This window comes from Ruegeria sp. SATB027 (assembly GCF_059613825.1).
On record NZ_JBXWTH010000045.1, the window covers coordinates 92498 to 104923 of the forward strand.

At 58.9% G+C, this 12426-nt stretch carries 13 protein-coding genes; 11 read left to right on the forward strand and 2 right to left on the reverse strand.

Annotated elements, in window-relative coordinates; translation table 11 throughout:
- Positions 1–34: 34 nt before the first annotated feature.
- On the reverse strand, positions 35–1237 hold the full coding sequence (locus AC2FPW_RS13310; protein ID WP_496814083.1) for a Fic family protein: 1203 nt from the start codon (positions 1235–1237) through the stop codon (positions 35–37).
- A 301-nt stretch (positions 1238–1538) separates the two neighbouring features.
- Between AC2FPW_RS13310 and AC2FPW_RS13315 the strand changes: the two genes are divergently transcribed.
- The 11 genes from AC2FPW_RS13315 (at position 1539) to AC2FPW_RS13365 (ending at position 11527) form a co-directional block, all read left to right on the forward strand.
- A complete protein-coding gene (locus AC2FPW_RS13315) occupies positions 1539–2024 on the forward strand; it encodes a hypothetical protein (protein ID WP_496814084.1) in 486 nt (161 codons plus the stop codon).
- 40 nt (positions 2025–2064) lie between these two features.
- Positions 2065–3003 (forward strand): ArdC family protein, encoded by a 939-nt coding sequence (locus AC2FPW_RS13320; RefSeq protein ID WP_496814085.1) that lies wholly within the window; start codon positions 2065–2067, stop codon positions 3001–3003.
- A gap of 175 nt (positions 3004–3178) precedes the next feature.
- Positions 3179–4210 (forward strand): IS110 family RNA-guided transposase, encoded by a 1032-nt coding sequence (locus AC2FPW_RS13325; protein ID WP_055296358.1) that lies wholly within the window; start codon positions 3179–3181, stop codon positions 4208–4210.
- Between the two features lie 464 nt (positions 4211–4674).
- The gene (locus tag AC2FPW_RS13330; protein WP_496814086.1) at positions 4675–6651 is read left to right on the forward strand and encodes a ParB/RepB/Spo0J family partition protein; all 1977 of its coding nucleotides are present in this window, start codon (positions 4675–4677) and stop codon (positions 6649–6651) included.
- A 72-nt stretch (positions 6652–6723) separates the two neighbouring features.
- On the forward strand, positions 6724–7317 hold the full coding sequence (locus tag AC2FPW_RS13335) for a hypothetical protein (protein WP_025042408.1): 594 nt from the start codon (positions 6724–6726) through the stop codon (positions 7315–7317).
- The gene (locus AC2FPW_RS13340; protein WP_496814111.1) at positions 7317–7970 is read left to right on the forward strand and encodes a DUF6927 domain-containing protein; all 654 of its coding nucleotides are present in this window, start codon (positions 7317–7319) and stop codon (positions 7968–7970) included. The genes AC2FPW_RS13335 and AC2FPW_RS13340 overlap by 1 nt, the downstream gene beginning before the upstream one ends.
- Positions 7971–8094: 124 nt before the next feature.
- Positions 8095–8421, forward strand: coding sequence for a type II toxin-antitoxin system PrlF family antitoxin (locus tag AC2FPW_RS13345; RefSeq protein WP_005668772.1), 327 nt, complete (start codon positions 8095–8097; stop codon positions 8419–8421).
- The gene (locus AC2FPW_RS13350; RefSeq protein WP_370284989.1) at positions 8418–8936 is read left to right on the forward strand and encodes a type II toxin-antitoxin system YhaV family toxin; all 519 of its coding nucleotides are present in this window, start codon (positions 8418–8420) and stop codon (positions 8934–8936) included. Before AC2FPW_RS13345 ends, AC2FPW_RS13350 begins: the two co-directional genes overlap by 4 nt.
- Before the next feature lie 498 nt (positions 8937–9434).
- Positions 9435–9809: a hypothetical protein gene (locus AC2FPW_RS13355; protein ID WP_496814088.1), complete on the forward strand. Its 375-nt coding sequence runs from the start codon at positions 9435–9437 to the stop codon at positions 9807–9809.
- Entirely contained in the window at positions 9806–10663 is an 858-nt protein-coding gene (locus AC2FPW_RS13360; RefSeq protein ID WP_496814090.1) for an alpha/beta fold hydrolase, read from the forward strand. Before AC2FPW_RS13355 ends, AC2FPW_RS13360 begins: the two co-directional genes overlap by 4 nt.
- A 9-nt stretch (positions 10664–10672) precedes the next feature.
- Positions 10673–11527, forward strand: a complete 855-nt coding sequence (locus tag AC2FPW_RS13365) for a 3-oxoadipate:acetyl-CoA acetyltransferase (protein ID WP_496814091.1) — start codon at positions 10673–10675, stop codon at positions 11525–11527.
- Here the strand turns inward: AC2FPW_RS13365 and AC2FPW_RS13370 are convergent.
- Positions 11503–12426 (reverse strand): LysR substrate-binding domain-containing protein, encoded by a 924-nt coding sequence (locus AC2FPW_RS13370; protein ID WP_496814093.1) that lies wholly within the window; start codon positions 12424–12426, stop codon positions 11503–11505. The two genes, AC2FPW_RS13365 and AC2FPW_RS13370, sit on opposite strands and share 25 nt — an antisense overlap.

Here is a 12426-nt window from a genome sequence, read left to right on the forward strand (position 1 = left end):
GATCCAGCCGATAGCAGTGTGTCGACCTTACCCGTCACTCAGGCAGGTCACCATCGCCAAACAGGTTAGGGAAAAGACGTTCCCGGTAGTCCAATGGGAAAGCCAACCGCACCGGCGTCTTCGGAGACGCGGAGGTCAGGTATCCGGCGGCGGTCAGTTTGCTTAGCGTGTTGCGAGCAGTGCGCTCGGACGTCTTGAGCACAATCTGCGCGTCGCCTCGTTCCAGTGCACCATGCCGAAGAACCGCTGAGATCAGTTCCGGAGCGCGCTTGTCATCAATGGTATCTGCAACAAGACGTCGATACCGCTGGTCCAATCCACCGAGATCGAACAATCTTGCTGAGAAGGTGATCTGATCGAGCGTCACCTTTAGGAACCATTCACTGAACGTCTTCAGTGCCGCTTCTGACAGGTTTCCCCGCCCGTCGCGGTCTCCGCGGCGTGGACTGTCGGCCAGATCCATCATCCGTTTGTACTCGCCCCGATCGGTCAGCCCGCGGGCCAGCCCACGCGATACGGACCAAAGCCCTTGGCCACCAATCCCCGCTGTGAGGGCCATGGCATGAGACATCAGTCTGCTGACACGACCGTTGCCATCGGGGAAAGGGTGGATGTAGTTCAACCGGTGATGTGCAGACGCGATCGCGATGATCCGTCCGCTTGAAGACCGCGCCGCAATTTGAAACCGTTTGTCAAAGTGATCCATGAATGCCGCAACGCGTGACGATGATGGAGGTAGGTGGCGCCCGACCGCGACTTCTCGATCATCGTTCTGGCGCATACGTCCCGGAACAATGGGCTCCTGTGTGCCGTTGGGATGTTCGATGACCCGAAACTCGTCAGGCATCTCGTCGTAGAAGCTCTTATGGACCCAAGTCAGGAATTCGACGGATGTGGGGCAGGGCAGGGTGCCCTTGCGATGCATCTCGTCGATGGCCCGTTGAACGATGACGTGCGCCCGGGCCTCAAGGGCGAGAGGGCGGGTTTCCTCTTCAAGCTCTGCACCAGCCAGCGCCCTTTCAATATCGCGGGGGCGTGTGTTGTGTCCTTCGATCAGGTTGGAGTAGTAACAGTTCATCACGCGGACGAGATCGGCAAGCTCGGCTGCGCTGTCAGGATGCAGCCCTTGTCCCAGCCCGGTGGCTTCCCTCTGGATGTCGACCGAAAGGTCTGCCAATTCTGTAGGAATATGCTCCTCAAAGAAGCAGGGTTCGATTCTGGCGGGTGTTTCCAGCATTTTTGCCGATCTTCTATGTTTGCAAAGTAATTGAAAAACATACACATTTTGGAGTCGCAGGCAAGGTTTTGCCGATATGCGTTGCCGATCCTGCCTGCCGTTCTGAATTTGCTGTTCCAAATCAAGGGCTTCTGAAGACGGCCCGGTATTGAGTCGCTTGTTGAGGACCCGTTGGATTTTGAGGAGGACAGGGTCCGTACCCGGGAAAAGTGAAAGTGTCCTTCGAGTCTTGTGACTGACGGATGAGGGCCTTTGGGGTGCCTCGGACGGGTCCGGGCCGGGTTCCGGTCTGCCGTTCCGGATGAAGGGCATTCCCATGCAAACAGGTGTCTTGCGCGTGTTGCGCGCGACCGCTGCCTCTTGGTGGCGGCATAGAGAGCTGCGCCGAACCGGCGAGACGGAGCTGGCACGGCAGCTCGAGCGGAAAGCCGTTCTCCGCGATCTCGGCTATCTCAGGCAGGCTACGTCATTGCCAAACGCGCATGTGATCTGCGGGGATGGTGGGACGTTCATCCATCTCGGTTGGACCACCGTGTCGACTCTCGCGCCTATCGAGCGCTTCCCCCTAGCCGTGCTTGCGGTCGCACTAGGGACACCCGCCATCGACATTCGACCCGTCACCAATGTCAACGCCTTCGCGAACCTGCCGCAAGTTACGCGGGACGGTTCGGTCGACCCGGACCGTTCGGGTGCCGGCAGGTCCGTCTCGCTGACCACCTACATCGACATGGTCGAAAAGCTCGGTGCCAGCATCACCAACGATCCGCGGCCCCGTCGGTCAATCTGATCTCCATTCCCTCTCACCAAAACTCGAAAGGACGCCAGCCATGGCCCGATCCCGCACGCCCAAATTCGATGCCTCCGAGGTCATCACCAACGAAATCATCCGTATCATCGAGCGCGGCGTTCTGCCTTGGCGCAAGCCCTGGACGGCTGGCGGTAGCTCCAGACCCTTGCGCGTGGGCGGTGAACCCTACCAGGGAGTGAACAACTTCCTGCTGACCATGCGAACCGTGATGGCGGGCCACAGCTCGCCCTTCTGGATGACGCTGCCGCAGGCCAATGCGTTGGATGCAAAGGTGCGCAAGGGAGAGAAATCCTCCGTCGTGGTCTACTATGGTCAAAGCCGGAAAGACGCCGGCGATGAGGATCAGCACAGGGAGAACGATGATCGTTCCGAGGAGGCCCGGATCTTCCGCTTCCAGAAATCCTACCGCGTCTTCAATGCCTGCCAGATCGAGGGCTTGCCCGAGAGCTTCTTCCCCGATCCGGAGCCAGCACCCGCGCATCCGCCGTCCGAGCCCATCCCGCATATGCAGGTGTTTTTCGACGCCATCGACATCACGACCGTCTTCACGGGGACGGAAGCCTACTATCTGCCGCCCGTGGATAAGGTCTTCATGCCGTCGATCGCGCGTTTCGAGAACCCGCGGAATTTCTACGGGGTCTGGGCCCATGAGCTGGCCCATGCCACCAAGGCGCGCCATCGGCTGAACCGCGACTACGGCCTCTCACGCTTCGGCAACATGGCCTATGCCCGCGAAGAGATCGTCGCCGAGCTGACTTCGGTGTTCCTTGGCCAGACGCTCGGCTTCACAGCGCATACGCTCGAGATGAATGCCGCTTACCTCTACAATTGGCTGCGCGTTCTGCGCTCCGACAAGAATGCGATCTTCAAGCATGCGGCCGACGCGCAGCGCGCCTGCGACTACCTGATCGCACGGTCGGAGGCGGGTAGAGCAGGGGAGGGCGCCAAGGCCGCTTGAACGGTTTGTGCCAGTAAAGGGAAAGATGCCGTAATGGGGCTTTCGGCGAATCGGACAGGTTTCGCTTGTTTGTCAGTATGATCTGAAGTGCCGTTGCCCTTGATGCGCCTGCAGCGCGTCTACGAGGTCGTATGTTTCCATGCGCCTCAATTCCTAAGAATAGAAGGGCAACGACATGAATGTATTTATCGGATTGGATGTATCTCTGGCAAGCACGGCGATTTGTGTGCTGGGGCCACAGGGGAGGATTGTTGAAGAATTACAGGCGGAAAGCGAGCCTGAGGCATTGGTACGTGCAATAGCGTCATTGTCATATTCGATCGATGCGATCGGGCTCGAAGCCGGACCTTTGTCCCAATGGCTGAGCAAGGGAATGGAAGAAGCTGGCTTTGACGTGGTCATGATGGAAACACGATTAGTGAAGGCAGCCTTGAAAGCCATGCCGATCAAGACCGACCGGCGCGATGCCCAGGGCATTGCGCGCTTGCTTCAAATGGGATGGTACAGGCCCGTGCACCGCAAATCTGTGTCCTCCCAGGAAATCCGCGCGTTGCTAACAGCGCGCAAGTCAGTTCAGCAGGCCATCATCAACCTTGAGCTTTCCATGCGGGGTGTTCTGCGAAACTTTGGCATGAAGCTGGGGCATGTCACCCGGATTAGGTACGAGGCCCGGGTGCGGGAACTGGTTGAGCAGAATGAGATCCTGTCCGCGTCGACTGAGGCTCTTCTGCGCGCGCGTTCCCAGTTGCGCGCCGAGTTGGCTGACTTGGATGCCAAAATCGCGGGTCTGGCAAAACACGACGATGTTTGCCGTTTGATGATGACGATGCCGGGTGTCGGTCCGATCGTCGCCCTGACAGTCAAATCTGCGATTGATGATCCGACCCGCTTTGCGCGGTCGAAGGATGTCGGACCGTGGGCGGGGCTTACGCCAAGGCGCACGCAATCCGGAGAGATGGACATCGTTGGACAAATCACGCGAGCCGGTGATCGCGGGCTTCGAACCGCGTTGTATCAGGCAGCGATGATCCTGATGCACCGTGGTGCCCCGAACTGGCTGCAATCTTGGGCACTTAAAGTAGCGCACAGGCGTGGAGCGAAGAGGGCCATGATTGCACTTGCTCGACGCATTGGCGTCGTCTTGCACCGCATGTGGATAGACGGCACGCCGTTCCGCTACACGCAGAACTCCGGCGCGACTGCATGAGCGGGAAGCTTCAAGGACAATTCAGAGCGGAGGGTTGAGCTGCGCCTCATGACAGGTACGTCGAGGTCCCTTGCCGGGACGAGGTTCCTGGAGATGCCGAAGGCCCGCAAGTTATCAGCAAATGCTGAATACGCGGGAAAGATGGGCACCCAGGACCAGATTTGGACCAGGCATAGAGTGGCAGCTATGAGGCTGACTACGGACGGAAGAGCGAAGCCCGTGCAGGGGGTGTCCCTCAGTCCTGATGTGCGGTTGCAGTGAAAAAGGAAAAGTAAGCTTCTGAATTTGTGTCTTAAACTTGGTGAGGAATGAGATCTTCGCCGGGATTTTTGACTTGCCCGAAACCCTTGACAGAGGCCCGCCCCATTACGGAAGTGGGCCTTTTGTCGTGGTGATCCCTGAAGCCGGGGATTGGTCACGCGCAAGCGCGCGGGCCGTATCTCACCCACCTGGAAGGATATCCCATGACCACAAGCTTTTCCCCTCTCACCGTCGCCATCGGCGATCTGGTCCCGCATCCCGCCAATGTGCGCAGCAACGCGCCGGAAACTTATGACCCCGAGAACATCGCGCATCTGAAAGCCAGCATCGCGGTGCTGGGTCTCCTGCAGCCGCTTCTGGTCCAGAAACTCGACGGCAAATATGCCGTCCTCGCCGGCGGTCGCCGCCATGCGGCGCTGAAGGAGCTGGTCGCGGACAAGGCCGCCAAAGGCTTCACGGCGAAGACCAAGGTGGATTGCCGCCTCGTGCCGGACGACTGCGATGTGACCACGGCACTGTCGCTCGCCGAGAACGTCACCCAGGCGCCGATGAATGCCATCGACGAGTTCGAGGCCTTCGCCCGGATGATGGAGGTCGACGGCCAGACGCCCGAGACGATCGCAAAGACCTTCGGCACCACGGTGGCCGCCGTGAAAGGCCGGTTGCGCTACGGGCTCATCCACCCCGACATCCGCGCGGCGGCCCGCAGCAAGACGATCACGCTCGATACGATGAAGGCTTTTGCTGAGCATCCGAGCCAGGAGGTGCAACGCGAAGTCTATGAGGCGCTCACCAAGGAGGACAGCTACCTGCAGGCCTACACGGTGCGGCAGGCGCTCAAGTCGCGTGGTGTGCAGGTCAGTGACGATATCGGGGCATTCGTGCGTGAGGACTATGAGGCGCGCGGCGGGGCCATTGCGGCTGACCTTCTGGAAGAGCATTCCGTGCTCGAGGATGCGGCGCTGGTCGAAACCATCCTGCTCGAGAAGCTCGGGGCCGCCGCCGAGGAGGCCCGCGCAAAACTGGGTTTTGCCTGGGCTGATGCGATGGTGCGCTATGATTACGCGACCATGGCCGACTACGGCCGCGTCTATCCCGGCCCGATCGAGCCAGATGAGGCTGCCCAAAAGCGCATCGACGAGATCACAGTGGAACTCGAGCAATTGCAGCTCGAGATGGAAGACGAAGGCTTAGAGGACGGCGGCTACGATGCCCTCTACGCGCGCGTGGATGCTCTGGAAGACGAAGCCCGCCACCTGCAGGAGGCCTACAGCGCCGAGGACCTCGCGCGGTCCGGTGTGGTTGCGTCCTGGTCGAACGGCCAGGTGACGCTCCACGTGGGTCTCGTGCGTCCCGAGGACAAGCAGGACGCGGCGCGCAGTCCCTCCGGCGCGCAGGGCGGCAAGGACGCGCCTGACGGCGGTGAGATCACCTACCCGGCCTCGCTCGCCGAGGACCTCAAGACCGAGCGGGCCATGGCGCTCGGGGCCGCGATGGCACTGCATCCGGAGGCCACGCTCGATCTGACGCTCTTCAAGCTGGTGAGCGACGTCTTGGGCACCGGCATGAGCGTTACGCAGGCGATCAAGATCGAGGCCCGCAAGGAATACCGCACCCACGCCAAGATGGACGAGATCGACGAGACCTCGCTCGAGCAGGTGGCGGCGGCGCATGATGTGCTTGACCTCTCCTGGCTCGATGACAGCCGCTCGCCCGCCGATCAGTTCGCGGCGTTTCGCGCGCTGGAGGCCGGGAGGAAGGCCAAACTCGTCGCCTATGCCACGGCCAGCACCACGCAGTCCTGCTTCGCGCGGGACCGGCAACGCGACAGCCTGATGCATGATTTCGAGATCGAGATCATGCCCGACATCCGGGCCCACTGGACGCCGAACGCGGCGCTGTTCAGTCGCTTCAAGAAGGCCTGGCTCCTGAAGATCCTCGGCGAGGATCTGGGCCTGGCCCAAGAGGCGGTGACGCTGGCCTCGTCAAGCAAGAAGGAGATCGTGGCCTTCTGCGACAAGCTCTTCGCCGAGCCCTTCGCCACGCTCACGGATACACAGCGCGCTGCCGTGGCCGCCTGGTGCCCGCCGATGATGCAGACCGCCGGTGTCGCCTGTGACGAGGCGGAGCCCACTGTGGAAACCCCGGAGCCTGACAGCGAGGTCGCGCAAGCGGCCTGAGCCATCACGCGACCCGCGCGAGGCATTCCCCGCGCGGGTCGACCCTTCCAAACCGAACAGAAAGACATCCCCATGGCTATTCTCAAGTTCTCTGCGTCCGCTGTTGCGGCGCAGATCGCCCATGCACGCGCCTGCAAAACCTTCCTGCCCAACTGGAACGGGCCCGTGGACAGGCCCGCCCTGATCCTCATCGTCGGCAATGGCGTGCATCTGCGCTCGAACGGCATCGATGGCACGACCACCCGTATCGTCACCACCGAGCAGGCCGATCCGTCCTTTGCTTTCGCCGATGGCATGAACCCGTTTCGGGACACCGACTGGATGGCGCAGCGCCGCATGGCGTTTCGCGATCTGACCGGCCAGTTCTACACTGACATCCTCGATGATGTGCAGGTGCTCATCGACCGGGGGCGGGGGGCCATCCGGCTCGCTACCGATGGCCACAGCATCCGCGTCTTCGTGCGCCGGGCCTCGGACTATCTCATCGGCGGAACCTACGAGGTGCCCTCGGGTCTTGGCGGCACCTTCCGGGTCATCCTCAAGGATGCCTGCGACACCTTCGCGATCGTGCAGAACTGCGGCAATTGCGAGGATTTCGACGCCATGCAGCCCTACCGCGTGCCGCTCGATGCGCTGATGGAAATCGATGACCGGAGGGCGGCGTGATGGGTTGGCTCTTCTACACCGACGGCCGCGTCCAGACCTACGCGGATGAGAAAGCGGAGATTGCTCGGCTATGCACCTTCGAGGGCGAAAGGCGCAAGACGGAACTGGTCAAAGCCTGCAAGGTGGGTTCGACTTGGTACGCGGCGGCAAAGGTCACAAATATCGACGGCACCCCTGTCGAAGACACGACCTATGTCACCGATGCGGATGGCTCCATCACTTTCGCCGCCGTATTCCTTACCCGATATGATGACGGCTGCTGGGGCTACAAGGACATGGAGGAAAGCGCGGGACCGGTCGAATCCCGCGCGCCGCTGAGCCTATTGGCCCTGCTGTCCGAGCTGAAAGACCCAGACAGCTATGCTCATGCCTGGCGCCAGCGCGGCCAGGACTGGGCTGCGATCCCGGACTACGAGGAAGGCGACAAGATCAAGCTCGCAGCACCTGTGACCCTGACCGATGGTAGTACCTGCCAGATCGTCACCGCGACCCACTACAGGCGCGGGCGGCAAAAGCGCCGCTGCTACCGCATCGAGGAAACTGGTGGGCTCGTACGCCTGTCGAAGGCCTCGCTTGCGGGCTCGGAGCTGCTCAGCTCCGCGAAAGGTGCGGCTAGCCCGGTGCTGGCGGAGTTCCTGGCGGGGCGAAATTAGGTCCTGCGCCGGACGGTTCATTGACCTGCCCGGCGACAGCAGATGCTGCGGCTTGTCTTGACAAGGCAATGCAAATGCATTACCTATCGCGGGCAGCAAAGCCCCTTTTCTTCAGGAGACTGCCATGACAGCCCTCGCACAAGATGTCTCGAAACTCACGGATCGGTATCAGACGACCGTGCCGGCGGGTGTGCGCAAACAGCTCAAGCTGGGAAAGGGCGACCAGATTCGTTACTGCACCGAGCCGAGTGGCAGGGTCTATATCGAGCCCGTGCGCAGCGACGAGGAAGATCCCGTGCTCGGCGCCTTTCTCGATTTTGTCGAGGCCGATATCAAGGCGCATCCGGACCGCATTCGGGCGTTCGATGGGGCTTTGCATGACCGTCTTGCAGCACTGGTCGGAGACGTTGACGTCGATCTCGATGCGCCGCTATCGCTCGAGGATGAATGAGCGGCGATAGCGTGCCCGCTCAAGCGCCCCTTGTCGTAAACGGATGGTCGATTTATGCGCATCCGCTCTTTCTGGACCAGCTCGAAGGGCTGACCCTGGAGGTCGAGGCGCGTAAGGCACGCGATCCCAAGACCTGGCGCAAGAAAAATTCCGCGAAACGGCTGGCCGCCATCTTCAAGCTGGTGACCGAGGCCATACCGGCAGATCCGGGTGCCGCCGCCTTCCGGCAAGGCGGCACACTCGGCGATCACCGCAAGCACTGGTTCCGGGCGAAATTCTTCCAGCAGTACCGGTTGTTCTATCGGTTCAACAGCGATGCGAAGGTCATCGTGGTGGCCTGGGTGAACGACGACAAGACCCTGCGCGCCTATGGCAGCAAGACGGATGCCTATGCGACGTTCAAAGGGATGCTGGAAGATGGCAACCCACCTGACAATTTCGACGCGCTCTTGAAAGAAGCTGCAGCGGCGGGCAAGCGGTTCGAAACTTCCCTTGAAGCGGCGCCCGATCGGTAAGTGGGGTCGAATGCCTGAAGGAGCGGAATCCCACGCTAAGGCTGCCAGTAAGGGGGCATTATGCGTTTCAATCGCCGTCATACTTGGGCCAAGTGAAATAGGCGACATTGGTGTGTCATATGGCTGGTACGATGAAATTCTCAGAAGTCCCTCCCTATCCGTACACCTGCCGTTCGCTGCATCGTGTACGAACTGATAAGATGCGGACAAAACGGACCTTGGCTGCCTCTTTTTGTACGGTCGGTGCTGGCGCTTTGCGACCATTGGCTTGTTAGGGCTCGGCAATGTTGGCACTCGTAACGCTTGCGGCAATATCAACAGCTGAAATCGAAACACTGTCCCCTTTTAACCTGGAAAATAAATTCTTGCTGCCGGCTCTCTTCGCGCGGCGCATTATAGCATAACGGGCCTTCCCGGTATCACGCGATACCGGTCACGGCATTGTTCTTTCATGGGTTAGCGTTGACCATGTGTCCTGACCGGATAACGGAGGACGCTGTGCGCAAGAAAATTGAAACGATGCGGGATGCACTTAACCGCAAACCACATCTTGTCAGACTCGGTCGGCTGTTTTCAGAGACTGTATTGCTGCAGGTGGATGCTGCTGAATTTTATCTTCATTTCGATAAAGGTGCACTTGTTCGCGTAGAGCCAGGACCCAGTCGGAAAACCCCTTGGCGCTTTGCCATCAAGACCGACGCCGAAGCGCTGGAAGCGTTCTGGGAAGCGCGTCCACAGGCGGGATTTCACGACTTGTTCGGGTTGGTAACAATCAATCGTGCCCAGATTGACGGCGATATTCTGGCGCTGGTCAAGAATTTACGGTTTTTCAAAGAATTCATGGCGCTTGGGCGTGAGGAGGCCGCATTATGACCGTCGAACCTATCACCGGACGCTACCTTACCGTTGAGATCGAGGGGCAGGTTCAGCGCATCTATTTCGAAGAGGCGGGGCAGGGGAGGCCGGTGTTGTGTCTGCACACTGCTGGTGCCGATACGCGACAATGGCGACACCTGATGAACGATCCCGAGATTACAGCCAACCATCGGCTGATTGCGTTTGATATGCCCTGGCACGGAAAATCCCTTCCACCGGAAGGATATGAAACAGAAGAATATTTGCTAACCACAGAAAGCTATATCGCCACGGTGTTGGCGATGGTCGAAGGGATTGGTTTGGATCGTCCAGTGTTGGCAGGTTGTTCGATGGGGGGGCGGATCGCATTACAACTTGCCGCGCTTCATCCCAGTTCGTTCTCGGGTTTCATCGCGATCGAAGCATCTGATTTTCAGCCCGCATGGTATGATATTGACTGGTTTCACCGGCCCGACGCCCACGGTGGCGAAATGGGGGCGGCGCTTGTGTCGGCTAATATATCGCCTTATGCGCCGTCGGCTGAACGTTGGAATACGCTTTGGATGTTCATGGCAAGCGGGCCGGGTGTGTTTCGGGGTGATCTAAGTTTCTATACCCGTGACGACAGTCTGATTGCTCGGCTGCCAAAGATCGATACCACGTCCACGCCCGTGCATATACTGGTCGGGGCTTATGATCTGACCTGTACGCCGGAAGATGCCCACCGAACAGCAGATGCCATACCTGGTGCTACAATCGCGGTGATGGATAAGCTGGGGCATTTCCCGATGAGCGAACATCCAGACGGATTCAAACCATTCTTTTGTGATGCTTTGGGCCGTATGGATCAAGCTTTGACGGAAACGGTATGAGGCCCTGAGATGAGCAAATTCGACCCATGCATCATCTGTGTCGCAATCACAGGCAGTCTTCCCCAGAAGTCAGATAATCCGGCTGTGCCGATCAGTATTTCAGAACAAGTGGAAAGCACCCACGAAGCTTATGACGCCGGGGCTAGCATTGTGCATGCACATGTACGTAATGAAGATGGATCACCCAGTTCTGATCCGGAAAAGTTTGCACGACTTCAGGAAGGGCTGCGGCGATATTGTCCCGATATGATTATTCAGTTTTCGACAGGTGGGCGATCAGGCGCGGGCAAAAGCCGGGGCGCTATGTTGCCGTTGTCGCCCGATATGGCGTCATTGTCAGTGGGTTCGAACAACTTTCCGACACGCGTATATGAAAACCCACCGGATCTGGTCGACTGGCTAGCTGGAGAAATGATGACTCATGGTATTAAGCCAGAGGTCGAAGCGTTCGATCTGTCCCACATCCTTCAGGCTTGGAAAATGTGGAAGCAGGGTAAAATCCGCGACGTCCCTTATGTGCAATTTGTTATGGGTGTTCAAAACGCAATGCCTGCGGATAAGGCGGTGTTTGATTACTACATTCGAACGGTGCAGCGCCTGTTTGGTGAAAATGCACCATGGTGTGCTGCAGGCATTGGTCGTCATCAAGCAGAGCTTAATGATTGGTCTATTGCTGCGGGGGGCCATGCACGCACGGGTCTTGAAGACAATATTCGATTGGATCGCCATACACTTGCCCATTCAAATGCGGCGCTTGTCAGGCTTACAGTCGAGAATTGCGCGAGATATGAACGCGAAGTAGCATCACCAACTGATGCAAGGCGTATATTGGGGTTGCGTCAGTCAGCGCCTTTGCCCGCCTGACCAGATCTCTTTTTGACCTTGCGAGCAAATTTCTGTGCAACGGTCACGAACTGGTTGGTGTGGACGCTTTGATTGTCGCGTCGCACCGCCAACGATATGGCAGTTCCAAGATTGCCCCCTTCGAAGGGGTGAAAAACAACGCCATGCCGGTCGGATTGAGAAACTGATTGCGGCACCACGGATATGCCAACGCCGACTGATACCAGCGCGATTGCTGTTTGGTAGTCCTGAGCCAACACTTCCGAGCCTGGAATAAACCCTTCTTTCTTGCAGATCTCCAGCACATAGTCGGCAAAGCTGGGGCGGGGACGACGTGGATATAAAACAAAGGTTTCGCGTTTAAGCTCTGCCAGTTTCAACACGTCACTTTCGGCCAGATCGGATTCAGCGGGTACTGCCAGAATTAGGGGTTCCTGATGGATCAGCTCGCAGCGAATTTCATCGTCTTCCAGCGCTGGACGCGCGAAGGCAATGTCAATTTGACGTTCAATCAGTGCAGTCTTGAGTTCCGCGTTGTTCAGGGCGGAAAGCGCCAGTTCAACGTCGGGATATTCGCTTCGGAAGGTACGGATCAGTTCGGGAAGCACTCCGTAGCTGGCCGAGCCGATGAAAGCGATGCGAAGACGACCTGCGGCACCTTCACCGATGCGTTTCACCTCGCGTTTGGTGCGATCAAGACGTTCAAGGATATCGCGCGCACGGATAAGCAAAGCATCGCCTGCCTGCGTGCGTTTGATCTGGCTGCGGGATCTGTCAAACAGTTGCACGCCAAGTTCAGCCTCAAGCTGGGCGATCTGGCGGCTTAAAGGGGGCTGCGCAATATCAAGGCGTGCAGCTGCGCGGCCGAAGTGCAATTCTTCAGCTACGGCTACGAAGTAGGTCAGTCGTTTGAAGTCCAT